This is a genomic window from Pseudopedobacter beijingensis, from assembly GCF_042678145.1.
Taxonomy (GTDB): domain Bacteria; phylum Bacteroidota; class Bacteroidia; order Sphingobacteriales; family Sphingobacteriaceae; genus Pseudopedobacter; species Pseudopedobacter beijingensis.
Genome location: NZ_JBHUDG010000015.1, coordinates 73326 through 96244 on the forward strand (window position 1 = coordinate 73326; position 22919 = coordinate 96244).

25 protein-coding genes and 1 pseudogene are annotated in these 22919 nt (G+C 35.9%); 16 read left to right on the forward strand and 10 right to left on the reverse strand.

Features of this window, described 5'->3' with window-relative positions; all coding sequences use genetic code 11:
• Nucleotides 1–2: 2 nt before the first annotated feature.
• The 7 genes from ACFSAH_RS09785 to ACFSAH_RS09815 all read right to left on the reverse strand — a co-directional run bounded on the left by ACFSAH_RS09785 (nucleotide 3) and on the right by ACFSAH_RS09815 (nucleotide 6707).
• On the reverse strand, nucleotides 3–1379 hold the full coding sequence (locus ACFSAH_RS09785) for a TolC family protein (protein WP_379662547.1): 1377 nt from the start codon (nucleotides 1377–1379) through the stop codon (nucleotides 3–5).
• Between the two features lie 262 nt (nucleotides 1380–1641).
• Nucleotides 1642–1926, reverse strand: coding sequence for a hypothetical protein (locus ACFSAH_RS09790; protein ID WP_379662548.1), 285 nt, complete (start codon nucleotides 1924–1926; stop codon nucleotides 1642–1644).
• A gap of 282 nt (nucleotides 1927–2208) precedes the next feature.
• Nucleotides 2209–2727, reverse strand: a complete 519-nt coding sequence (locus tag ACFSAH_RS09795) for a YceI family protein (protein ID WP_379662549.1) — start codon at nucleotides 2725–2727, stop codon at nucleotides 2209–2211.
• A gap of 46 nt (nucleotides 2728–2773) precedes the next feature.
• Nucleotides 2774–3493 (reverse strand): pirin family protein, encoded by a 720-nt coding sequence (locus ACFSAH_RS09800; RefSeq protein ID WP_379662550.1) that lies wholly within the window; start codon nucleotides 3491–3493, stop codon nucleotides 2774–2776.
• Nucleotides 3494–4067: 574 nt separating this feature from the next.
• Nucleotides 4068–4646, reverse strand: coding sequence for a Crp/Fnr family transcriptional regulator (locus ACFSAH_RS09805; RefSeq protein WP_379662551.1), 579 nt, complete (start codon nucleotides 4644–4646; stop codon nucleotides 4068–4070).
• Nucleotides 4647–4652: 6 nt separating this feature from the next.
• A complete protein-coding gene (locus ACFSAH_RS09810; RefSeq protein WP_379662552.1) occupies nucleotides 4653–5048 on the reverse strand; it encodes an OsmC family protein in 396 nt (131 codons plus the stop codon).
• Between the two features lie 192 nt (nucleotides 5049–5240).
• The gene (locus tag ACFSAH_RS09815) at nucleotides 5241–6707 is read right to left on the reverse strand and encodes a L,D-transpeptidase family protein (protein WP_379662553.1); all 1467 of its coding nucleotides are present in this window, start codon (nucleotides 6705–6707) and stop codon (nucleotides 5241–5243) included.
• 537 nt (nucleotides 6708–7244) lie between these two features.
• On the opposite strand from ACFSAH_RS09815, the gene ACFSAH_RS09820 reads away from it, so the two are divergent.
• The 9 genes from ACFSAH_RS09820 to hisIE all read left to right on the forward strand — a co-directional run bounded on the left by ACFSAH_RS09820 (nucleotide 7245) and on the right by hisIE (nucleotide 15434).
• Nucleotides 7245–7748, forward strand: coding sequence for a hypothetical protein (locus tag ACFSAH_RS09820; RefSeq protein ID WP_379662554.1), 504 nt, complete (start codon nucleotides 7245–7247; stop codon nucleotides 7746–7748).
• Nucleotides 7749–8198: 450 nt separating this feature from the next.
• On the forward strand, nucleotides 8199–9050 hold the full coding sequence (gene hisG / locus ACFSAH_RS09825) for an ATP phosphoribosyltransferase (RefSeq protein ID WP_379662555.1): 852 nt from the start codon (nucleotides 8199–8201) through the stop codon (nucleotides 9048–9050).
• Between the two features lie 15 nt (nucleotides 9051–9065).
• A complete protein-coding gene (gene hisD / locus ACFSAH_RS09830) occupies nucleotides 9066–10358 on the forward strand; it encodes a histidinol dehydrogenase (protein WP_379662556.1) in 1293 nt (430 codons plus the stop codon).
• Between the two features lie 14 nt (nucleotides 10359–10372).
• Nucleotides 10373–11422 (forward strand): histidinol-phosphate transaminase, encoded by a 1050-nt coding sequence (gene hisC, locus ACFSAH_RS09835; RefSeq protein WP_379662557.1) that lies wholly within the window; start codon nucleotides 10373–10375, stop codon nucleotides 11420–11422.
• A 1-nt stretch (nucleotide 11423) separates the two neighbouring features.
• A complete protein-coding gene (hisB, locus tag ACFSAH_RS09840; protein WP_379662558.1) occupies nucleotides 11424–12560 on the forward strand; it encodes a bifunctional histidinol-phosphatase/imidazoleglycerol-phosphate dehydratase HisB in 1137 nt (378 codons plus the stop codon).
• 127 nt (nucleotides 12561–12687) lie between these two features.
• Nucleotides 12688–13278, forward strand: a complete 591-nt coding sequence (hisH, locus tag ACFSAH_RS09845) for an imidazole glycerol phosphate synthase subunit HisH (protein ID WP_379662559.1) — start codon at nucleotides 12688–12690, stop codon at nucleotides 13276–13278.
• Between the two features lie 13 nt (nucleotides 13279–13291).
• Nucleotides 13292–14041, forward strand: coding sequence for a 1-(5-phosphoribosyl)-5-[(5-phosphoribosylamino)methylideneamino]imidazole-4-carboxamide isomerase (locus tag ACFSAH_RS09850; protein WP_379662560.1), 750 nt, complete (start codon nucleotides 13292–13294; stop codon nucleotides 14039–14041).
• Between the two features lie 12 nt (nucleotides 14042–14053).
• Nucleotides 14054–14809, forward strand: a complete 756-nt coding sequence (gene hisF, locus ACFSAH_RS09855; protein ID WP_379662561.1) for an imidazole glycerol phosphate synthase subunit HisF — start codon at nucleotides 14054–14056, stop codon at nucleotides 14807–14809.
• A gap of 25 nt (nucleotides 14810–14834) precedes the next feature.
• Nucleotides 14835–15434: a bifunctional phosphoribosyl-AMP cyclohydrolase/phosphoribosyl-ATP diphosphatase HisIE gene (gene hisIE / locus ACFSAH_RS09860; protein ID WP_379662562.1), complete on the forward strand. Its 600-nt coding sequence runs from the start codon at nucleotides 14835–14837 to the stop codon at nucleotides 15432–15434.
• A gap of 76 nt (nucleotides 15435–15510) precedes the next feature.
• Here hisIE and idi read toward each other — a convergent pair whose 3' ends face one another.
• On the reverse strand, nucleotides 15511–16020 hold the full coding sequence (idi, locus tag ACFSAH_RS09865; RefSeq protein WP_379662563.1) for an isopentenyl-diphosphate Delta-isomerase: 510 nt from the start codon (nucleotides 16018–16020) through the stop codon (nucleotides 15511–15513).
• Between the two features lie 131 nt (nucleotides 16021–16151).
• On the opposite strand from idi, the gene ACFSAH_RS09870 reads away from it, so the two are divergent.
• Complete coding sequence (locus tag ACFSAH_RS09870; RefSeq protein ID WP_379662564.1) at nucleotides 16152–17057, forward strand: WD40 repeat domain-containing protein; 906 nt, start codon at nucleotides 16152–16154, stop codon at nucleotides 17055–17057.
• Here the strand turns inward: ACFSAH_RS09870 and ACFSAH_RS09875 are convergent.
• Nucleotides 17054–17830 carry a C40 family peptidase gene (locus ACFSAH_RS09875; RefSeq protein WP_379662565.1) on the reverse strand — a complete coding sequence of 259 codons (777 nt, stop codon included), beginning with the start codon at nucleotides 17828–17830 and terminating at the stop codon, nucleotides 17054–17056. The two genes, ACFSAH_RS09870 and ACFSAH_RS09875, sit on opposite strands and share 4 nt — an antisense overlap.
• Nucleotides 17831–17878: 48 nt before the next feature.
• Between ACFSAH_RS09875 and ACFSAH_RS09880 the strand changes: the two genes are divergently transcribed.
• Complete coding sequence (locus ACFSAH_RS09880; RefSeq protein ID WP_379662566.1) at nucleotides 17879–18352, forward strand: universal stress protein; 474 nt, start codon at nucleotides 17879–17881, stop codon at nucleotides 18350–18352.
• Between the two features lie 49 nt (nucleotides 18353–18401).
• Here the strand turns inward: ACFSAH_RS09880 and ACFSAH_RS09885 are convergent, their stop codons facing one another.
• Nucleotides 18402–18755: a 4Fe-4S dicluster domain-containing protein gene (locus tag ACFSAH_RS09885; protein WP_379662567.1), complete on the reverse strand. Its 354-nt coding sequence runs from the start codon at nucleotides 18753–18755 to the stop codon at nucleotides 18402–18404.
• A 98-nt stretch (nucleotides 18756–18853) separates the two neighbouring features.
• Between ACFSAH_RS09885 and ACFSAH_RS09890 the strand changes: the two genes are divergently transcribed.
• The 5 genes and pseudogenes from ACFSAH_RS09890 (at nucleotide 18854) to dnaJ (ending at nucleotide 22719) form a co-directional block, all read left to right on the forward strand.
• Nucleotides 18854–19876: an acyl-CoA reductase gene (locus ACFSAH_RS09890; protein WP_379662568.1), complete on the forward strand. Its 1023-nt coding sequence runs from the start codon at nucleotides 18854–18856 to the stop codon at nucleotides 19874–19876.
• Between the two features lie 22 nt (nucleotides 19877–19898).
• Nucleotides 19899–20102, forward strand: a complete 204-nt coding sequence (locus ACFSAH_RS09895; protein ID WP_379662569.1) for a fructose-6-phosphate aldolase — start codon at nucleotides 19899–19901, stop codon at nucleotides 20100–20102.
• Nucleotides 20102–20782, forward strand: coding sequence for a cell division ATP-binding protein FtsE (locus ACFSAH_RS09900; protein ID WP_379662570.1), 681 nt, complete (start codon nucleotides 20102–20104; stop codon nucleotides 20780–20782). Before ACFSAH_RS09895 ends, ACFSAH_RS09900 begins: the two co-directional genes overlap by 1 nt.
• A gap of 156 nt (nucleotides 20783–20938) precedes the next feature.
• A pseudogene (gene grpE / locus ACFSAH_RS09905) lies at nucleotides 20939–21517 on the forward strand (nucleotide exchange factor GrpE); the annotation flags it as partial.
• A gap of 38 nt (nucleotides 21518–21555) precedes the next feature.
• Nucleotides 21556–22719, forward strand: a complete 1164-nt coding sequence (dnaJ, locus tag ACFSAH_RS09910) for a molecular chaperone DnaJ (protein ID WP_379662571.1) — start codon at nucleotides 21556–21558, stop codon at nucleotides 22717–22719.
• The last annotated feature ends 200 nt before the right edge of the window (nucleotides 22720–22919 follow it).

Below are 22919 nucleotides of genomic sequence, written 5' to 3' on the forward strand. Positions count from 1 at the left end.
TGCTAAAACTTATCAAATAGGTTATTAAAGTCTCCATTAAGCTGCGCAAAAACCACTACCTGAAACCAGTACTTTTTGCTGGCATCCAAATAGGCTTTTTCTGTCTGTTGCAGCTGGCCTTGTATTTGTAAAAGCTCTGTGAGGTTCATTAATCCGCTTTCGTAGCGGGTAAAATACATCTCGTATGCTTCCCTGGCCTGCTCTACACTCAATTTGGATTTTTCTAACTGTCTGCGCAACTCATTAAGCTGGGCTAACGAGGCCTTGCGGGAGGTTTCATCTTTAAGCTTTACCTCATCGTAAGCTTTAGCCGCACTCAACTCCAGAGCCTGGTACTTTTTAGCTTCTTTCTTTCCTACATACAGATTGGTTATATCCCATCTTAAGCCTAGCCCTACCATATAGTTGTTGGCTATATTGTCAAAACCATTCTTCCATGAGTTAGAAACAAAACCGTTGGGATAAATTCCCACAGAACGGGTAGAAAACCCTCCCAAAAGGGCTAATGATGGGAATAAACTTCTATTGCTGTTTTTCTTTTTTAATAAGAATCCTTCCTGATGGAGTTGCTGATACTTTAGCGCAGGGTTTACAAATGCAGAGTCGGTATATAAAACGTTACCCTGAAACCCTTTCAAAAAAGCTGCTTTTTCCAGCTCTAAGGGCTCATCATTTACCGTTCCTAAATACAATTTCAGATAGTAATCGCTAGCCAGATAATTACTTTGTACGGCATCTTTATCTGCCAAAACCAATTGATAGGCCGATGCGGCCAGTAAAGTATCTGCCGTTGGTTTTAACCCGCTTATAGCTAACGTTTTGGTTATTTCCAATATCTCTTGTAAGCGGTTAATATTTTGGGTGCTCCAGCCTAAAGACTCGTACTGGTAAACCTGCTCAAGATACCGTCTGGTTACATCGGCTTTTAAAGCCAATATATAAGAAGCATAGTCTTCATAAGATTTTTTAATTTCCAGGTTGGCGATATTCTTTTCTATAGACTTTTTACCAAACTGAAAAACATCCCAACTACCCACTACCGACCCAAAAGCGTTAAAGGTTTCGTCCACTCCATTTATGGAAGTAGCTGACCCGCTGACATTAAAAAGCCCCGCCTGAGGATAAAAAGCTCCATTAGTGCCAGTATAGGTACTATAAGAGTTTTGAAACTGCGCATTAACTTTAGGCAAGTACTTACTTATCAGCAATACGCTGTCTATTTTTAAAGATTGTATATGTGCGTCTTTGAACTGAATGCCGGGATAGTTGTTTTCTACCTTTCCCCATACCTCTTTTAGACCCAATACATCTTGAGCCCGGGAGGGGACAGATACAACACAGCTACCTACAAAAAGCGCTAACAAGCTAATATTCTTCATGAAATTTTATTGAAATAAAAAACAAAACAGATAAGGCACCGTTCTAAACTGAGCCTATAGGATTAAAGGTTTTGGTATTGGGCTAAACTTTGTTTGTAAACAATACGGGCATCCTTAATTTGCCTTTATTGCTATTATTAAAGTACAGACAAATACGTAAAGCAAAGTTGGACTCTGGAAAAGCGCCTGCTTTTAGCTCAAAAACATAAAGCAACAGACCTCCAGTGTCTAAACAAGGCTAAAACCTTTATTTCAATAAATCCTAAATAATGAGAATACTGTTTTTGAGATAGATTGGAACTTTGTAATCTAAAACAGTTTGAAATGGCGAAGTGTAAGTTTCCTGCTCTCTCTCTACAAACAATGCAGAAAACAAGAATACCGATAGTAAAACAAGTGCTATAGGCTGTACCATGGGGCTGGCATGTGCCATAAGTTGTGTTTTTTCTTCCAGGACATCACATTTTTGAGTAACCGCAGATTTCTTTTGTTCTTTTACGGTCTTTGTTGATGCAGGCATTTCTTTTTCAATTAAAGAGCCTGCCATGAGGTGCCTAATAGAAGCTTTTATCGGACAGGAAGTTAACAGTATCAAAAAAAACGCAAGACATACCCTAAGGATGTGCTGTTGCTGTTTTCTTGAACTTAGTTTCATTGTCGTCATGCCCCAAATATAACCTCTTTAAGCATAAAACAAAAACGCCTGAACTTTCAGGCGTTTTTGTTTAACACATTTTAACGTATATATGACTATTTTGCCAGAACCTTTCTAATAAGTGCACATCATAACCATACACCCTCAGCTTGTCTGTTTCTTGTTTCCAAAAAACTATGCTTGTTTCATAAACTGTAAATCTGCACTAAATTTAACTTCATCGCTAACCAAAACACCACCTGTTTCCAAAGCCGCATTCCAGTTTAATCCCCAATCTTTACGATTGATTTTTCCCGCTACAGTATAACCTGCTTTCTCGTTACCCCAAGGATCTTTTCCAATTCCACCAAACTCAACATCAACTTTTATTTCTTTTGTGATTCCTTTAATCGTTAAATCTCCAACTAAAACAAAATCTTCTTCATCTTCTTTAACAATAGATTTGCTTACAAATGTAATCTCAGGATATTGCTCTACATCAAAGAAATCAGCACTTTTCAAATGATTATCCCTATCTGCGCTATTGGTATTTATCGAATCTGCTGTAATATCAACTTTTACCGAGGCATTTCTGATATCATCGCCATCAACATCAATACTAAAATTGTTAAACTGACCTTTAACATTACTAATCATCATGTGTTTTACTTTAAACACCATTTCGCTATGAGCGGAATCTAAAACCCATTTCATATTTTTTGTTTTATAATTTTTATACTTTATCTCTATTTTATTCAGGCTACATTTCCATTGGGACTTCCATCAGCAAAACCTCGGCACCCTGACTATTCGCCGTAATTTCCAATTTATCAACTTCCCAAATACCTAAACCATCTCTTTCGTTCAGTACCTGTCCATTTACAGTGATGTCACCTCTAAGCACAAACACATACACGCCATTTTTTTCTTTATGTAAAGGGTAAGACACAGAAAAATCTTTATCAAATTTACCCATGTTAAACCATGCATCCTGATAGATCCAAACACCTTCATCATCTACATTAGGAGATAATACCTGCTGTAATTTATTGTACCTGTCTTCTACATTTAAAGTAATCTGATCGTAACGCGGAGTAACATTTTCCTGATTAGGGAAAAGCCAAATCTGCAAGAATTTTACCTTCTCTCCTTTATTTGCATTGTATTCACTATGGTATACCCCTGTTCCGGCACTCATAACCTGCACATCACCATGTCTGATTATAGCTTTGTTTCCCATGCTGTCCTGATGTTCCAAATCACCCTCTAACGGAATTGATATGATTTCCATATTATTATGTGGATGAGTACCAAAGCCCATCCCTCCTTCTACAATATCATCGTTCAATACCCTTAAGGCGCCAAAATGAATTCTCTCCGGATTATTGTATCCAGAAAAACTAAATGTATGTCGACTGTTCAACCATCCGTGGTTAGAAACTCCTCTTGTCTCTGCTTTATGCAATACTGTCTTTGCCATAATTATAGATTTTAATATTTGAAACAGTTATCATAACTATTTCTTTTTCAATAATTTCAACAATTCAAAATTACGACTAACTTCGATTTAAACCATTGACCTAGATCAACAAATTCAAATCGTATAATAAGTATGTTATCACTTTCCCAAAACCGTATCGAAAAAGACAATGTGCGATAGATCTTTTAGTACATGACAAAATATAAAGGCATTTTAAGATAATGAGAAACAAAACTCTTCGCACCAGGTTTTCTCACCTCTTGACCGGCCTTTTATTCATAGTTTTTATTTGTTTTTTAGGATATTCATGAAATGAGGTACGAATTCATAAATACATTTTAACCTGAATTCGATTAATTATCACAGTTTAGGTAAAACCACAAACGTTATCTTGCTGAACTTGTTTCAGTATCTCATTATACGGGTTCTTACCCCCCCCTATAAGATTCCGAGTATCAGGAAGACCTAAATAACTGGAAAACATGACAAATAATAGTCGACCTCAGTTTTATAATCGAATGGAATAGCTTATGAATATTACTTTGCCTTCCCTTTTTTGCTGCAAAATCTATTTTTATTTCTTAAGATTTCGTTTTCTAATTCTGCTTAAAAACTCAGGTGAAATCCCCAAATAAGATGCAATCAAATGTTGCGGAACACGTTGCGGAATATGAGGGTATTTTTCCAAAAAAATTTCATAACGCTCTTGTGCGGAAAGCGCTACATAACCAAACAAACGTTCCTGATAAACTGCCAAATGCCTTTGTAACATTAATCGGAATGCCTTTTCCAATAAAGGTACTTTTTGCAAAAGCTCCTCCTTTACATTGGCATTTATCAAAAGTAAATCACAATCCTCCAATGTCTCTATAAACATTCTACTAGGTTTTTGATCTGAAAAACTGGATACATCACTCACCCACCAATTTTCAGTTGCAAAGGTCAAAATAGTTTCAAAACCATTATCATCTATAAAGTAGGTTTTTATACAACCTTTTATAATGAAAGCTTCGAAATTACAGATCTCTCCTTCCCTAAGCAAAAGCGTTTTTTTGGGTACGTGTTTAGGTTTCAAATAATGGTTAAATACAGCCAGCTCATTATCAGACAAACGGACACAATGGTTAATATATGCGTTGATCTCCTTAAACATGTTGGTTTATATTGCAGAAGTATTAATTTCAATAGGATTACTTAATATCTTATGTAAAGGGCATGCGTTTGCAACTATTAGTAATCTTTCCTTTTGCTTTTCATCTAAATCACCAATAAAACTCACCTTCCTGTTAATAATTGTCTTATTGGTAACCTCATCTCTTTCCAGCTCAATATCCGTTTTAACTTCTTTTAAATTCCATTGCTTTCTATCTGCATACATTTTTACTGTAGCACTGGTGCAAGCCGCAAGTGCAGAAATAAGGAGCTCTTTCGGAGAAAACCCTCTGTTTTTACCTCCCATAGCTTCAGGTTCATCCGCAATTAATAAATTTCCCGAATCTGACGTAATTTCAACCTTATAAAGCTCCGTACCAATAGTAGACTTTACTCTTTCCATGTTCCCTTCTTTTTTGATCTATTTCAAATATAAAATAAATTTTCGAAGTCAATTTTTCAAGAACATTTGGCCTATAAGTACATTTTTTGCCACAGAGTTGTTGTATCCATATAACTATTTAATTTTAATCCTACAACTACTATTTTCACCAATATACAATCACCCATTTAACAGAAATTAAAGTATAAATAACTATTTAGCCATAACTCTGCTGAACTTTTCTAATAAACGCATATCATATCCATACACATCCTGAATTTCCTTAAGCTTGCCATCCTCAACCTTTGCAGTATAATAAGCCAGAAACACCTTTATAGGTTGTTTCAGGCTTACCCATCTGGAGTTGGTGTCCTGCCCACTAATTTCTTCTTTTATTTTTTCGGTTTGCTTGACATCATTCACCAGAAAAGTTACCAAACCAGCCGGATCTGCCACACGCACACACCCATGACTAACAGCCCTGTTTCTCTGTCCAAAAGCACCTTTTGCCGGAGTGTCATGTAAATAAATGGCATAGGGGTTATCAAATATAAATTTGATCCTACCTAACGAATTATCTAAACCGGGGTTCTGTTTAAATGCAAAATCATTAACAGATATAGAATCAGAATCCCAATCAATTGTTTTGGCATCTACCAACTGCTTAGCTTTATTATATGCCACCATATTATGCTCTTCCAGGTATGCCGGGTTTTCTTTCAGCTTATTTAAAATCTCTTTGGCAGCAATACTTTTAGGGATATTCCAAACCGGATTAACTTGCATTCTATCTATTTTTCCGCTCAGAATAGGCGTTTCGTGATTATTACCTGATCTGGCAAATCCCTCGTTTTCCGTTTCCCCTACACAAACTTTCATCTCACCAGTTACACGTCCCTCGTCAACCATTTTCAGTTTAAATTCAGGAATATTCACCATTACATATTTATCAGGGTATGCTGCCGTTAACCAACGCAGTCGTTCCATATTAATATATACTTTCTCTCTTTGCGCAGCAGTCAATTCTGAATGAGACAATAGCTTTTGAAAATTCAGATAGTCTTCACTCTTGGGTTGAATTTCTTCCAAAAAGGCTATTAAATCTAACTGATCTAGTGCCTGTTGCGATCTAATCAGGTCCGGACGATCTATTTTATCAAAATATCTCCCATACAAACTTTTAGCATTAACAGCTCCGTATCGCAAGAAATTAGCGTAATTAATCAAGCCATCGGCACTTAAAATCTCTAAGCGGCTTAATACCGGATACATTTCATTAATATCTTTAAACTTGGCTTCTTTAACCGTTTGTAACAAAGTTTTTATTTCTGATGAATGGAAATATTCAGGATCAAAACCATGCATAACAGATTGTGAAAGGTATTTCTGTAGAGAATCTACCCCACCATTAAGCAGATGGGTGCCCAATACGGTCAACCCTTTATCTGGCGAACTGTAGATCTCCTGCAACCATTTTGGATGATGTATTTTTTGTTCTTGTTGCTTAAGTTCAACTTTAAAAATTTCAAAATAGGCTGTAGTATCAAAATTTTTATATCTCTTATTTTTATACTCTTGCGCCAAATCGTTCCCAAACTCCTCATGTTTGTATCTCTTACAAGACATTAACACAAACAGCATACTAAAAATCGCAAATAATAAGGTACGTAATATGCTCATAAAATACTTTTAACCAGAAAAAGCAAATTATATGCCTGTAAATGCAGTACTATATTTATTATTGAAATATTATTTTTAATCAATGAAAAACAACACCAATATAAAGTCTCTATTAGGATTACTCACTATCATAATTATATTTCATATAGGTGTCATTACAAAAATGATCCCTTACAAAGTCATTTGGGGAGGGCAACTGCAAACCGATACCGACATGTATATTTTTGAAGCCTCCTCAATCATCATTAATTTATTACTGATATGGGTATTATTAATAAAAGGCAGGTTTATTAAAAGTCATCTATCACCCCGCATAACAAATATTATACTTTGGTGCTTTCTTGTACTACTCAGTATTAACACTATTGGCAATCTTTTTGCAAAAACTAATATTGAAAAATCTTTTTCCTTACTATCTTTTATTTTAGCCCTTCTCATTTGGAGAACGCTAAAAAACAAAACAGAATAATACCATTTAGATACTAAACTGCAAAAAACATTACACAAAATTTATAGCTGAACATTTACCTTTTTACGATGATAAAGAATCCTAAAATAACCAAATCAAAATTTCAGGGATGGGCCATACTCCCCTTAATAATTTTCTTTATTATTTTATTTCTACTCTTTCATCAACTCCAGATATTAAATACAGACACTCCTCTATATATTGGAACACTATTTATATGTATCTCTATCTACCTTATAATCACAATATTTTTTTTGGAACTAAGAACCAAAGTCATTAAAGTATCTATTGAAAATGATAGAATAATTAAAAAAAGCTTTCTCGGCTTGGGCCTGCCTAAAGTTTATAAATTAGCTAACATCACAGGTTATAAAATCTCCAATATAAGTTCAAAGGTAGGCACCTATGAGTATCTGTACCTCATAGCTAATTCAAAAAAAGTAGTTAAGATATCAGAATTCTACCATAGAAACTATGAAGAATTAAAAATAGATTTAATACAAAAAGACATAAAAAACTTAGGAATCGAACAATGGAGCTTTTTTAGAGAAACAAAAGAAACATTTGAATAAAACTGAAGATACTAAAAACCAGATTGGCACTTTTGTATCCTGTCTAAATCATCAAACAAAACAACTCTCCTTCCCCAAGCACACTTAAAGCAGGTTTAGGCTTATTTCTGGTATCTGGGAAGTGTTATTCTGGTGTATAGCTGGTTCTAAATGGTACTAAGCTGGTGTCAAACCTTAAACCCTGAAAAGTATTTCATTCTCAAACTTAAAACATCATAACTATATCAAATAAATTACAATTTGTCTTGATGAATAGATAATACTTTATATATTTGCACATCTAATATTTCTCATCAAAAGAATTATTAAAAGACAAAAATGAACAACTTTTTGACAACTGTACATCATCATCTGCATCATCGCCATTTAGGCGGTGTTATATAGTATGTTTTGTACGTCAAAACGGTTTTATCATTTATCAATTAGTCTTTTATTTATAATTTAAAAATCTTGAAAACTTTAAAAATAGCTATCCAAAAGTCTGGAAGACTTAACGAAAAGTCTGTAGAATTACTTAAAAATTGTGGTTTAAATTTCGAAAACTACAAAAGTTCGCTTATAACATCAGTATCTAATTTTCCTTTAGAAATCTTATTCCTTAGAGACGATGATATTCCAGAGTATGTACAAGACGGTATTGCCGATATTGGTATTGTTGGGGAAAACGTTATACAAGAAACCAAAGTTGATGTTGCTTACCTGCAACGTTTAGGTTTTGGAAAATGCAAATTAAAACTGGCCGTACCTGTAAATAGCCCTATACAAAAAGTTAGCGATTTGGAAGGCAAAGCCATTGCAACCTCCTATCCTAATATCTTAAATAACTTTTTGCAGAAAGAAGATATCAAAGCAGATATTAAAACCATTTCCGGGTCAGTAGAAATAGCCCCTGGACTAGGTTTAAGCGATGCTATTTTTGATATTGTATCTACAGGAAGTACATTAAAAAACAACGGGCTACAGCCTTTTGCAGATGTAGTTTCATCAGAAGCTATTTTAATAGGAAGAAAAGGCGAAGAAAACACACCATTAATACAAGAATTAATACAAAGAATACAATCTGTTCTTAGAGCTAAAGACAATAAATACATCGTATTAAATGTTGAAAAAGTAAATCTCGAAAAAGTAGTACAATTACTACCAGGCGTAAAAAGTCCTTCAGTAATTACACTTGCCGATGAAAACTGGGTAGCAGTACACACTGTAATCCCCGAAAAAGATTTCTGGAACAGAATAAATGAGTTAAAAGGTGCCGGAGCGCAGGGTATTCTGGTAATGCCAATAGAAAAAATCATTATGTAATTTCGGTTTTAGCTCATGAAAACATATAACTACAGCAGCCTCAATTCTGAAGACATTAACAAATTAGTCTTGAGAAATACAGATAGTAACAATGCTATACGTGAAACTGTAGAAACAATTATTGATGCCGTAAAAAAAGATGGGGATAAAGCCTTAAAAGCATTCGCCCTTAAATTTGATCAGGTAGATTTACCTGCGCTTTTTATAAATAAAGAAGAGATAGCTAAACTGGCCAACTCTATAGAACCCGAAGTTAAAAAAGCTATAGATACTGCTTACCAGAACATCAGGAAATTTCACGAAACACAAAAATCACGCGAAGAAAAAACCGAAACAACTATTGGCGTTACTTGTTGGAGAGAAACAAGAGCTATTGAAAAAGTAGGTTTATACATTCCCGGCGGGTCAGCCGTATTGCCCAGCACCTTTTTAATGTTGGGTATTCCAGCCAGAATTGCCGGATGCAAAGAAATAATAGTCTGTTCTCCTCCTCAAAAAAACGGTTCTATCAACGGCTATATAGCCTATGTAGCACAGCGTTTAGATATAGAGAAAGTATATTTAGTAGGTGGTGCACAAGCCGTGGCAGCAATGGCTTACGGCACAGAATCTATAACTAAAGTAGATAAGATTTTTGGTCCCGGAAACCAGTTTGTTACTATGGCAAAAACCATTGTACAATCTACAAGTAATACGGCTATAGATATGCCGGCAGGTCCTTCGGAAGTATTGGTTTTAGCCGATGAAACCGCAATTCCTGCTTTTGTAGCAGCAGATTTACTGGCACAGGCAGAACACGGCGCAGACAGTCAGTCTATTTTGGTTAGTACATCACAACATATCATAGATGCTGCTTTAAAAGAGCTGGAAAAACAAATTGATGTTTTACCCCGAAAAGAAATAGCAGCCAAAGCAATGGCCAATTCCTATGCAGTACTGGTTAAAGATTTAAAAGAAGGTATGCTGTTCAGCAACATATACGCTCCGGAACACTTGATATTAGCAAGCGAAAACTGGCAATCTATTACAGCAGACATTGTAAATGCAGGATCTGTGTTTTTGGGAAATCTTACACCGGAAAGTGCGGGAGATTATGCAAGCGGAACCAATCATACTTTGCCTACAAGTGCTTATGCTAAATCTTATTCAGGGGTTTCACTAGACTCCTTTGTAAAAAAGATCACTTTTCAACATATCAGTCAGGAAGGTATCCAAAATCTGGGACCTACAGTTGAAATTCTGGCAGAAATTGAAGGCTTACAAGCACATAAAAATGCGGTAACAGTTAGATTGAGTACTAAAAATTAAAAAAGCTTACCACCATGTTTAACATCAATAATATCATCAGAGAAAATATAAAAAACCTTAAACCATATTCTTCTGCAAGAGATGAGTTTAAAGGAGAAGCATCGGTTTACCTGGACGCTAACGAAAATGCTTTTGGATCCCCATTAGAGACCAACTATCATCGTTATCCAGACCCTTTAGCTCATGCAGTAAAACTGGAATTGAGTAAAATTAAAGGAGTACCGCCCAGAAATATTTTTTTAGGAAATGGTAGCGATGAAGCCATAGACATTTTGTTCAGAAGCTTTTGTAACCCCGGTAAAGACAATGTTATTATTGTTCCGCCTACCTATGGTATGTACGAAGTTTCTGCTAACATTAACGATATTACATTAAAAAGAGTAAACCTTACAGAAGATTTTCAGCTCAATCTGGAAGGAATTGCAGAAGCAATTGATGAAAACACCAAATTAATTTTCATCTGTTCGCCTAACAACCCCACCGGAAATAGTATTAACAGAGAAGATGTAGAAACACTATTGGCTAATTTTAACGGAATTGTAGTCATAGACGAAGCCTATATCAACTTCTCCAGACAAAAATCTTTCATCCAGGAACTTACAGAATACGCCAATCTGGTTGTGCTCCAAACCCTTTCTAAAGCATGGGGATTAGCAGGTTTACGTGTGGGCATGGCCTTTGCCAGTGAAGAAATTATTGAAATATTTAATAAAGTAAAACCACCTTACAATATTAACCAGTCTTCTCAAGAATTGGCGTTAGCAGCACTTAAAAATGTAACTCAGGTTAACGAATGGATTAAACAAATCCTATCGGAAAGAGATAATCTGGTGCTAAACATCAAAAATTTTGATTTTGTTATAGATATATACCCTTCTGACGCTAACTTTATCCTCGTAAAAACAACAGATGCAAACCAGGTTTACAATCACCTGGTAAATGATGGGATTATCATCAGAAATAGAAATAAAGTTGAACTTTGCGAAGGTTGTGTAAGGATAACCATTGGCACACTAGAAGAAAATAAAGCATTATTGGATTCTTTAAAATCCTATAAAAATTAAGATGAAAAAAGTACTTTTTATAGACAGAGACGGCACATTAATTTTAGAACCGGCAGACGAACAGATTGATTCTTTTTCCAAACTGGTATTCTATCCCGGAGCTATCAGCTATTTAGCAAGAATAGCCAAAGAGTTAGATTATGAGTTAGTGATGGTTAGTAATCAGGATGGTTTGGGCACAGACTCTCATCCGGAAGACAACTTCTGGCCAGTTCATAACTTTATTATTGATACGCTTAAGAATGAAGGTATCAACTTCTCAGAAGTCATCATAGACCGTACCTTCGCTAAAGACAATGCCCCAACCCGCAAGCCAGGCACAGCATTACTAACGCATTTCTTCGACAAAGAAAAATACGACCTTGCCAATTCTTTTGTTATAGGAGATAGACTGAATGATGTAGTATTAGCTAAAAACTTGGGAGCAAAAGCTATCTGGCTAAACAACAACCCTGATTTAGGAGCTAACGAAGCACAAAATAAAATAGATAATATTAAAGAAATACTGGCATTAGAAACAACCGACTGGCAAAAAGTCTACGAGTTTCTGAAAGTAGGTAAAAGAGCTGTAAAGCACTTAAGAAAAACCAAAGAAACAGATATTACTATTGAATTGAATTTAGATGGAAAAGGCGACGCCAACATTTCTACCGGACTACATTTCTTTGACCACATGCTGGACCAGATTGCAAGGCATGGTGGCATAGACCTTACCGTAATTACCAAAGGCGATTTACATATAGATGAGCACCACACCATAGAAGACACAGGTATTGCTTTAGGTGAAGCCTTTTTGGAAGCATTAGGCGATAAGAAAGGTATAGAAAGATATGGTTTTTGCCTGCCTATGGACGATTGTTTAGCACAAGTTGCTCTTGATTTTGGTGGACGTAACTGGATTGTGTGGGAAGCAGATTTTAAAAGAGAAAAGGTTGGAGATATGCCTACAGAAATGTTTTTCCATTTCTTCAAATCATTTTCAGATGCATCAAAATCAAACCTGAATATTAAAGCCGAGGGAGATAATGAGCATCATAAAATAGAGGCAATTTTTAAAGCTTTTGCTAAAGCCATTAAAATTGCGGTGAAGCGCGACGTTAATAATATGCGCTTACCTAGCACAAAAGGATTATTATAATAGACAATAATTGGACTTGTTTTAACAAAACAGACGTTTTCGGGGCTGTATCAAAGCCTTCGTCACCCTGAATTAGTTCAGGATATCGTCTCCAATTATTAGGCACAAAGTACTTGATACTATAAAAATGATAGGAATAATAAACTACGGCGCAGGCAATATTTTCTCCCTGACTTCTGCATTAGAACGTGTAGGTATTAAATATGGCATAATCAACAGCGAAGCTGATTACCAGCAATACGAGAAAATAATTATTCCTGGAGTTGGACATGCCGGTACTGCCATGCGTAAGCTAACAGATACAGGTTTAGTTCCGGTTATTAAATCATCCCATAAACCCACACTGGGGATATGCGTGGGTATGCAGTTATTAACAGACTTCTCAGAGGAAGGAAACTCAGACCTATTAGGTATTATTCCTTTGAAAACACTAAGGTTTAATGAAGCTGTTTCAAAAAAAGTTCCACACATGGGATGGAATCAGATTTCGCCAGATCCAGACAGTAAATTATTTACCGGAATACCTCAGGGAACATACTTTTACTTTGTTCACTCCTATTTTATAGAATTTAATACTAAATTTACAGCCGCAATTTGCGACTACGGAATAAAGCTTTCCGCAGCAATACAGAAAGATAACTTTTATGCAGTCCAGTTCCATCCCGAGAAATCAGGAGCTATGGGCGAAAGATTGCTTAAAAATTTTGCAGACTTATAAAAACTGAAGTAAAATGTACATTATACCAGCAGTTGATGTTCTCAATCAAAAAGTTGTAAGATTACGTGAAGGTGATTACAACCAGGTTACAGAATATGAAGTTTCCTTAGAAGAACAAATACAAACCTACCAGTCAAACGGAACAGAATTTGTTCATATTATTGACCTCAATGGTGCAAAAGGAGATTTCAGCAATCAACAATACCTTTTTGACATTATCAAAAAAACTGACATGAAAGTTCAGTATGGCGGTGGCGTCAGAAGTGTAGAAAAAGTTAAAGAATTAATAGACTCAGGTATCCACCGTGTTATTGTAGGTACCCAAGCTATTACCAACCCAACTTTCTTAGAAGAGTTAAGCCAGGAAGTAAGCGGCAATAAAAAGCTTTCAGACCATATTGTGATCGCTATAGATGTATTAGATGAAGTTATCAAATACTCTGGATGGATGGAAAGCTCGCCTATAAAGCTATTAGACTACGTAGATAAATGTTTAAACCTCGGTTTTTTCAGGTTTCTGTGTACAGATATCAGCAAAGACGGGAAACTGGGCGGAGCCGGTGTAGATTTATACAAAAAACTATTGGCACACTCACCATTCATTAAATTGATTGCTTCTGGTGGCATTAGCTCTATGAAAGACATAGAAGAACTAAGCAAGCATAAATTAGAATCTTGTGTGGTAGGTAAAGCTATTTACGAAGGTAGAATTACTATTGACGAAATTAAAGAGTGGAACCTACAGACATTAACTTCTTTATAAAACCCCATAATCTTGTTAAGTAAACGTATTATCCCCTGTCTAGATGTCAAAGACGGAAGAACCGTAAAAGGTATAAATTTCGTAGACCTGAGAGATGCAGGAGATCCGGTAGAACTGGCATGGCAATATTCAGAACAGGGTGCCGATGAATTGGTATTCTTAGATATTGCCGCTACACACGAAAAGCGTAAAACTACGCTGGACATGGTAAAAGCAGTAGCCAAACAAATTAATATCCCATTTACCATTGGTGGTGGAATTAGCGAACTTAAAGATGCTGAGGCTTTACTAAATGCTGGTGCAGATAAAATATCTATAAACTCTGCCGCTGTCAGAAATCCACAGTTAATAGACGATTTAGCGAAAGCTTTTGGTGTTCAGTTTGTAGTGCTGGCAGTAGATACCAAATCTTTACCACAAGGCGATATTGTCCATCTTAACGGGGGAAGAATTCCCACGGAAATAAGAACTCAGGATTGGGTAAAAGAAGCCGAACAACGTGGTGCAGGCGAAATTCTGTTAACTTCAATGGACAAAGACGGAACAAAATCAGGTTTCGACAGTCTGCTTTTAAAAGAAGTGAACGATATGCTTAACATTCCCGTAATTGCCTCTGGCGGCGCAGGAAAAGAACAGGATTTTATTGATGTATTTCAACAAAGTAATGTGGATGCCGCATTAGCCGCATCGGTTTTCCATTATGGAGAAATCCTGATCCCAGAGCTAAAACAACTTTTAAAGAAAAACAATATCCCGGTTAGAATTTAATCAGGATTCAACAACATCTCATATCATGAGCTTAGTTAAAAATATAGATTTTAATAAAGGAGATGGCTTAGCGCCTGTTATCGTTCAGGATACCAAAACATTAGAAGTTCTAATGTTAGGTTACATGAACGAAGAGTCTTTTATTAAAACAGAAAATGAAAAAAAAGTAACCTTTTTCTCCAGATCTAAAAATAGGTTATGGACAAAAGGTGAAGAAAGTGGTAACTTTTTATTGGTTGACTCTATAGCTATAGACTGCGACAAGGACACTATCCTTATCAAAGCTAATCCTGTGGGGCCAACCTGCCATACAGGGTCAAGAAGCTGCTTCTTTACAGAATACAACCAGAACTTCATTTTTGAACTGGAAAACATCATTACAGACAGATTTGAAAACCCTACAGAAAGTTCTTATGTGAATAAGCTGCGCAATAAAGGCTTAAACAAAATTGCTCAAAAAGTTGGCGAAGAAGGTGTAGAGACGGTAATTGCTGCATTAGCAGAAACAGAAAAGGACTTTATAAATGAAGCTTCCGATCTGGTATTCCATCTTTTGGTATTACTAAAAGCCAAAGGGTTAAGCATAAAAGATATTGCTAAAAACCTGGAATCAAGACATCAATAAATTAGTATTACTACAATATTTTAATAATAGAAACGTCTCTTCCCTCCAAGAGACGTTTCCGTTTTTAGATAGAAAATTAAACACCTTTTATTTTCTCTATTATTATTTTAAACCAGGGTGTGTATTTCTCGGGATACCTATTCAGTTCTTCTTCAATTTGCTCTAAACTCATATATTTCCATTCTTCCACCTCTTCCCTATTAATTAACGGTTCTCCAGAAAACTCTCCAAAAAAAACATGGTCAAACTCGTGTTCAAATAATCCATTATCGAAAGTAGCCTGATAAATAAAATCAAATTCCTTATTCAAATCCACATCTTCAATGCCCATTTCTTCCAGTAAACGTCTTTTGGCTGCCGTCTTTACTTCCTCTCCTGGTCTGGGGTGACTGCAACAGGTATTGGTCCATAAACCAGCACAGTGATATTTATTATCAGCTCTGCGTTGCAATAACATCTCTCCTTTTTCATTGAACAAACAAACAGAAAATGCCCTATGAAGTGTTGGCTGTTGATGGGCGGCCAATTTCTCCATAATTCCTATTTCCTTATCTAACTCGTCTACTAAAACAACCTTTTCCATCATTCATGCAAAAAAGATAAAAATCGGTATTTTACTTCACTTTCTGTACCATAAAACAAACTATAGACTTTCATTTACAATTGCTAGACAAACAACGGTGTAAAACTGTTTGATTTAACCTTACTTTTGTAGCTATGATCAAACATTACAAAACGTTAGAGGGGCATCAAAATCCGGTTTATACTTTAGCAGGCAACCAACAACAGAATGTTTTTTATAGTGCAGGAAACGATAAAGGAATAGTAGAATGGAATGCAGTAGATATATCGTTTTCTAAAGTATTGATGCCTGTTAATAGTTCGGTATATAGCTTACTTTACCATGATGAAAAATTGTACATTGGGCAAAGAAGCGGTATGGTATCCTGTCTAAATCTGCAGGAAAACAAATTATATAAGTTTGCCAATCACCATCATCAGGCAGTGTTTGATATCAAAGCTTTAGCAGATAAAAAAGAAATTATTACCACAGGAGAAGATGGTTTAATTAATGTATGGTCACACGTAGACGGTAAACACATTTATAGTTTTAAATCCGCAGAAACTACTGTAAGAACCATTGCTGTATCAAACGATGGAAAAGAGTTTGCTGTAGGATCCAAAGACGGGTTTATAAAAATATACAGTACGATTGATTTTTCTGAAATAGCACAATTTCAGGCGCATAACATGCCCGTAACCTCTTTAGTATACCATCCTCACAACAACTTATTACTATCTGGCGGACGCGACGCTCAGCTTAAGATATGGGATATTAAAACAGGATATAAATTACAGCAGGCCCTTAGTGCACATTGGTATTCTATATACTCAATCGTATTTCATCCCAGCTTAAATATTGTGGCCACCGCCAGTCAGGATAAATCCATAAAAATATGGGATGCTAAAGATTTCAGACTTTTAAAAATAATGAATCTGGAAAAACTCGGTGTGGGACACACGCATTCTATCAATAAAATAATCTGGAGCCCTGACGGGAAGTTTCTGATTTCTACAGGTGACGATAAGAATATCCTGATATGGACATTTGATATTGACTAAATAAATCTTTTAATGATCCTTAATTTATGACTGTATTGTTTTAAATCAGAAGAAAAGATCCCATAATCATCAATCAAATCAATTTTAACCCTTCCGGAGGCATGAATAATAAGGCTATTATTAATCATAATACCCACATGGGTAATTCTTCCCTCCTCATTATCAAAAAAAGCTAAATCCCCTGTTTGTGCTTCTGAAAGAAATGCTACCAGTTTACCCTCCTCTGCTTGCTGCCAGGCATCTCTTTTTATCTTTATACCAAATACTTTATAAACAATTTGCGAAAAACCAGAACAATCTATCCCAAAATGCGTTCGTCCACCCCATAGATAAGGGACATCAATAAATTGTTTGGCCACTCTTAACACTTCTTCTCTAAAGGCTGTACTTTGCGGTTCAACCACATCATTGGTGTCTGCCGTATCGTACGGTATATCTCCTATTTTAAGACCATTATTTTCAGAAAAAGGTAAAGTTGCCCCTAACGGCAAAATACTTTTATTATCGGTATCCTGTTTAACAACAGAAACTCCAAAAGCAGAAGTTACTTTTTCTGTCTCCGGCTCCAAGGCTTTTATATAAATGATTTGTTTTTCTTCAACCCACCCCATATAATCATCGTAGGTATTTTTAATATATACCCACTCATCTTGCTTTTCCAGAATCTCAAAAGTTTCACCAAAAAGCAATTGGGAGATCATTTCAGCCTTATGTGACGCCTGAGCCCTCATGGGTATTACCGATAAAAAACAGGTTCCTAAGATCTTTTCCATTTTATTGTGGACAGATTTTTGTGTAAATTAACATAAAAAACAATTATCATGTCAAATATATCTCTTTTCAGTAAAATATTGGTTGCCGTAGATGATAGCAAATACTCCTATCATGCAGCCGAATATGCATTTTCTTTAGCAAAAAGCTTAAACGCTGAGGTGGCCTTAGTTCATATCAGTGAATTTCCGGTTACAACTTCTATGACGGGAGACCCTATTCTTGGAGATCCGGGGATTATTATACCTGATATTTTAGATGCTCAAAAAGAAGCTGCAAAAAATCTGTTTAATAAATTAAGGAGCGAGTTAGCAGGAGATATTCCTATCAGGGAATTTATTTTAGAAGGTAATATTAAAGACGAGGTGATCAATATAGCGTTGCAATTTAATGCTTCATTAATAGTGATGGGAACGCATTCAAGAAAAGGCCTGAATCATCTCATATCCGGTTCTGTAGCCGAAAGCGTAACCAGAAATTCAAACTGTCCGGTTTTAATAGTTCCAAACAGGGATAAAGAATAAAAGCCTCTACTAAGTAGAAGCTTTTATTCTTTAAGTAGTTGTGTATATATTATCCTTCCTGGTGCAACCAGGCTTTCTTTGCCAATAACTCTTCTTCTGTTTCTCTTACATCCTCATCATCCACACAACAATCTACCGGGCAAACAGCCGCACATTGGGGTTCGTCATGGAATCCTTTACACTCTGTACACTTATCTGATACTATATAATAAACTTCATCAGAAACTGCTCCTTGCACCTCTTCTGCATCTAAAGTTTCGCCACCACCAAAATCTATAATACCTCTTAGTGCTGTTCCTTCAGAAAATTTCCAAGGCTGACCTGCATCATAAATTGCGTTATTCGGGCATTCTGGTTCACACGCTCCGCAATTGATACATTCATCTGTAATTTTAATAGCCATATCTTGTAATATCTAACGTCTTAACCGTAGTTTTGTGAACTTATAAAACTAACTGTGGTGCAAATATAGCATATTTACAGTATTTGATTTTCAATTCTATGTCTAATTTTAACAAAGAACAAAAAATACTTGCTCTGACCCAATTGGGAGACTATCTTTTATCACCGGAACAAACCTTAGCTGACATTATCAGACAGGCAAAAAATAAAAATGCCTGGTTTACAGAAGAACAGGTTACAACTTCCATAAAAGCTACCGGTAGTTTATTAAACAAAGAAAATCTTGTGGAATGGATTGCTGATTACAACTTTGGAACCACTCCAAAAAGAATAGGACTTACACTTGCAGGTAACATTCCAATGGTTGGTTTTCAAGACATTCTGGCTGTATTAATTTCAGGAAATATTGCTTTGATTAAACTGTCTTCAAGTGACGATATACTTATCCCGCATATACTGAATAAATTAATCAGCATAGAACCATCATTTAAAGACCAAATCATTATTGTTGATAAGTTGAAAGATTTTGATGCTGTAATAGCTACAGGAAGTGACAACACATCAAGATATTTTGAGTATTATTTCTCTAAAGTTCCTCACATTATCCGAAAAAACAGAAACAGTATAGCTATTTTAAACGGAGAAGAAAAAACGGAAGATTTAAAAGGTTTGGGCAGAGACATCTTAGACTATTTTGGTTTGGGTTGCAGAAATGTATCAAAACTATACGTTCCAAAAGGTTATAATTTCGTACCATTTTTTGAAGCCATAGAAGAGTTCCAGCCTATTATCAATCACCATAAATATTCTAATAACTACGACTATAATAAATCCATATTTTTAGTCAATAAAGTAGAACACTTAGACAACGGATTCCTCTTGGTCTCAAAAAATGAAGCCTTAAGTTCTCCTTTATCTGTTATTTATTATGAAGAGTATTCCTCCCTTTCCGAGACTATAAAGGATATCCAGGGCAAAAAAAACCTTATACAAGTAGGCGTAACAAATATCAATGAGGATTTTGAAATAGCCACTACCCCTTTCGGCAACAGTCAGCAACCCAAATTATGGGATTATGCCGATGGTATAGATACTTTAAACTTTTTATCTACGTTAAACTGATAAAAATTCTAACTTTGGAATTATGTATATCATCAAAGTAAAAGGAGTAGCAAAAATACCAGATTATGTGCAACTTCGTGATGAGAAATTCACGCTTTTAGCCTATTTTAGGGTAGACAGACCCGACAAAACTTTGGAAAAAATTGGTTTAGCAGATAAAGCTGAATACATTATGAATTTAATACAAGAATTACCCTTTGGCAAAATTCTTAAACTCGACATCTAATGATAGGAAACTCGGTAATACAACTTAACAATATTGACATTTTTCAGCAAAAACACTTGGTGTTATCTGGGGTAAACCTTCATGTTAACAAGGGTGAATTTGTATATCTCATAGGTCAGACCGGTTCAGGTAAAAGTAGTCTTTTAAAAGTAATGTATGGCGACCTTCATATTGCTAATGGCGATGGTCATGCCGTAGGCTTTCCATTAAAAACATTAAAAGACACCGAAGTCCCCTTTCTGAGAAGAAAATTGGGAATCGTATTCCAGGACTTCCAATTGCTAACAGACAGAACAATTGAACAAAACCTTCAGTTTGTTTTGAAAGCTACGGGATGGAAAGACAGAAACCTGATAGACGAACGTATTAAAGACGTTCTTGACAAGGTAGGTCTACGCAGTAAAATGAAAAAAATGCCCCATGAAATTTCCGGTGGCGAGCAGCAACGTATTGTTATCGCAAGAGCATTACTCAATGATCCTGAATTGATTTTAGCAGATGAGCCTACAGGAAATCTTGACCCTGAAACTTCTGAGGAAATCATCATCTTACTCAGACAAATCAGTCAGGCCGGAACAGCAGTAATTATGGCCACACACGATTACCATATTATCAGAACCTTCCCTTCCCGAATCATCAAATGTGAGAACGGAAAAGTAATAGAAGACGCTACGGTTTAAATATCAAAACATACATTAAAAGCAGTCAAATGAACAGTCTACCATCAAAAAAGGCTGACATGTTGACTGTTTTTACTTTATGGCAAAGTTTTGGTAAACCTAAAATGAGCTAAATAATTCAAAGTATTTAACAAAAAGAACGATTTAGAAGAACAGGAGAATAACAAAATGGCAGAAAATACGCAAGAAAACCAGCAAGAGCAAAACATTGACGAGAACATCGACAATACTAACGATAAAGAACAAGCAACGGACAATTCAAACGTTAGCCCTGAAGCAGAAGAATCCGAAGCAGACAAGTTAAAAAAAGAACTTGCCGAAGCTAACGATAAATACCTAAGACTTTATGCAGAGTTTGACAACTTTAAACGCAGAACTTCAAAAGAACGTGTTGATATTTTGCAAACCGCGGGTAAGGATGTAATTGTATCCTTGTTAAGTGTTCTGGACGATTTTGAAAGAGCAGAAAAAGCTATGGGAGATTCTCAGGATGTTTCATCTTTGAAAGAAGGCGTAGAATTAATACATCAAAAGCTAAAATCATTACTGACACAAAAAGGATTGAAAGCAATGGAATCCAGAGGTGAAACTTTTGATGCCGATATCCACGAAGCAGTAACCAATATTCCTGCTCCATCAGAAGATATGAAAGGAAAAGTGATTGATGAGTTAGAAAAAGGATATTATTTAAATGATAAAGTAATTCGTTACGCTAAAGTAGTAGTAGGAGGATAACAGTCTGCACTATCAACAGATTGTAAACGACATATAAAATGAGCAAAAGAGATTATTACGACATACTTGGTGTTTCGAAATCTGCAACAGCAGACGAAATAAAAAAAGCATATAGAAAACTAGCTATCAAATACCATCCGGATAAAAATCCTGATGACAAAGTGGCAGAAGAAAACTTCAAGGAAGCAGCAGAAGCTTACGAAGTTTTAAGTAATGCTGAAAAACGTCAAAGATACGACCAGTTTGGTCATGCCGGAGCACAGGGCGGTTTTGGCGGCGGTGGCTACGGTGGTGGAGGTATGAATATGGAAGACATATTCAGCCAGTTTGGTGATATATTTGGCGGCGGCAGTCCTTTCGACAGCTTCTTTGGTGGCGGTGGCGGCGGCCGTGGTGGCAGCAGAAGAGTACAACGCGGATCTAATCTTAGAATTAAGGTTAAGCTAACATTAGAAGAGATTGCCCATGGTGTAGAGAAAAAGATAAAAGTAAACAAACAAGTAGTTTGTAATACCTGTGATGGCTCTGGTGCAAAAGATAAAAACTCGGTACAAACTTGTAAAACGTGTGGAGGTACAGGTTCTGTAAGACGGGTAACCAATACTATTTTAGGACAAATGCAAACCACAAGCACCTGTCCTACCTGTAACGGAGATGGCACTACAATTACTTCTAAATGTACTGCCTGTCATGGAGATGGTGTAGTTAGAGGCGAAGAAACGATATCTATCAATATTCCTGCTGGTGTAAGTGAAGGGATGCAGTTAAGCATGAGCGGAAAAGGTAACGCGGCACCTAGAGGCGGAGTTCCCGGAGATTTGATTATTCTTATAGAAGAAATACCTCACGAATCACTAAAACGCGAAGGCATTAACGTTATTTATGATCTGCATGTTAGCTTTGTGGATGCAGCATTAGGAACCAGCGTAGAAATCCCAACAATTGACGGTAAAGCCAGAATAAAACTTGAACCGGGCACTCAGGGCGGAAAAATCTTGAGACTAAAAGGAAAAGGTATCCCTGAAGTAAACTCTTACCATAAAGGAGATCAATTGGTGCAAATTAACATCTGGACCCCTAAAAATATAAATAATGAGGAACGCGAGCTTTTGGAGAAATTAAGATCTTCAGAAAACTTCAAACCTAATCCAGGTAAGAACGAAAAAAGCTTCTTCGATAGAATGAAAGAGTATTTTGAGTAAAAACAAGATATAAATTATAAAAAGTGCTTCTGTAACAGGAAGCATTTTTTGTTTCGGGAGCAATTTATTTCAACAACCAAAATGTATCAATAGCATTCAAAATCCGGTAACGTGACATATTTTCTTCTCCCTATCCACATTTACCTAAGCCACATTCTTTACAGATAAAAGCTCTACTTAATAGCTTAGAATAGCTAAAC

Bases quoted from the DNA above. Each gene is read 5' to 3' on its own strand.
- ACFSAH_RS09890 (WP_379662568.1), top strand. From the start codon at position 18,854: ATGTCTAATTTTAACAAAGAACAAAAAATACTTGCTCTGACCCAATTG.
- ACFSAH_RS09880 (WP_379662566.1), top strand. From the start codon at position 17,879: ATGTCAAATATATCTCTTTTCAGTAAAATATTGGTTGCCGTAGATGAT.
- hisIE (WP_379662562.1), top strand. From the start codon at position 14,835: ATGAGCTTAGTTAAAAATATAGATTTTAATAAAGGAGATGGCTTAGCG.
- ACFSAH_RS09870 (WP_379662564.1), top strand. From the start codon at position 16,152: ATGATCAAACATTACAAAACGTTAGAGGGGCATCAAAATCCGGTTTAT.
- ACFSAH_RS09790 (WP_379662548.1), bottom strand. From the start codon at position 1,926: ATGGCAGGCTCTTTAATTGAAAAAGAAATGCCTGCATCAACAAAGACC.
- ACFSAH_RS09895 (WP_379662569.1), top strand. From the start codon at position 19,899: ATGTATATCATCAAAGTAAAAGGAGTAGCAAAAATACCAGATTATGTG.
- dnaJ (WP_379662571.1), top strand. From the start codon at position 21,556: ATGAGCAAAAGAGATTATTACGACATACTTGGTGTTTCGAAATCTGCA.
- ACFSAH_RS09800 (WP_379662550.1), bottom strand. From the start codon at position 3,493: ATGGCAAAGACAGTATTGCATAAAGCAGAGACAAGAGGAGTTTCTAAC.
- ACFSAH_RS09885 (WP_379662567.1), bottom strand. From the start codon at position 18,755: ATGGCTATTAAAATTACAGATGAATGTATCAATTGCGGAGCGTGTGAA.
- hisB (WP_379662558.1), top strand. From the start codon at position 11,424: ATGAAAAAAGTACTTTTTATAGACAGAGACGGCACATTAATTTTAGAA.
- ACFSAH_RS09820 (WP_379662554.1), top strand. From the start codon at position 7,245: ATGATAAAGAATCCTAAAATAACCAAATCAAAATTTCAGGGATGGGCC.
- hisC (WP_379662557.1), top strand. From the start codon at position 10,373: ATGTTTAACATCAATAATATCATCAGAGAAAATATAAAAAACCTTAAA.
- ACFSAH_RS09850 (WP_379662560.1), top strand. From the start codon at position 13,292: ATGTACATTATACCAGCAGTTGATGTTCTCAATCAAAAAGTTGTAAGA.
- ACFSAH_RS09795 (WP_379662549.1), bottom strand. From the start codon at position 2,727: ATGAAATGGGTTTTAGATTCCGCTCATAGCGAAATGGTGTTTAAAGTA.
- ACFSAH_RS09815 (WP_379662553.1), bottom strand. From the start codon at position 6,707: ATGAGCATATTACGTACCTTATTATTTGCGATTTTTAGTATGCTGTTT.
- ACFSAH_RS09805 (WP_379662551.1), bottom strand. From the start codon at position 4,646: ATGTTTAAGGAGATCAACGCATATATTAACCATTGTGTCCGTTTGTCT.
- ACFSAH_RS09875 (WP_379662565.1), bottom strand. From the start codon at position 17,830: ATGGAAAAGATCTTAGGAACCTGTTTTTTATCGGTAATACCCATGAGG.
- idi (WP_379662563.1), bottom strand. From the start codon at position 16,020: ATGATGGAAAAGGTTGTTTTAGTAGACGAGTTAGATAAGGAAATAGGA.
- hisH (WP_379662559.1), top strand. From the start codon at position 12,688: ATGATAGGAATAATAAACTACGGCGCAGGCAATATTTTCTCCCTGACT.
- ACFSAH_RS09900 (WP_379662570.1), top strand. From the start codon at position 20,102: ATGATAGGAAACTCGGTAATACAACTTAACAATATTGACATTTTTCAG.
- ACFSAH_RS09810 (WP_379662552.1), bottom strand. From the start codon at position 5,048: ATGGAAAGAGTAAAGTCTACTATTGGTACGGAGCTTTATAAGGTTGAA.
- ACFSAH_RS09785 (WP_379662547.1), bottom strand. From the start codon at position 1,379: ATGAAGAATATTAGCTTGTTAGCGCTTTTTGTAGGTAGCTGTGTTGTA.
- hisD (WP_379662556.1), top strand. From the start codon at position 9,066: ATGAAAACATATAACTACAGCAGCCTCAATTCTGAAGACATTAACAAA.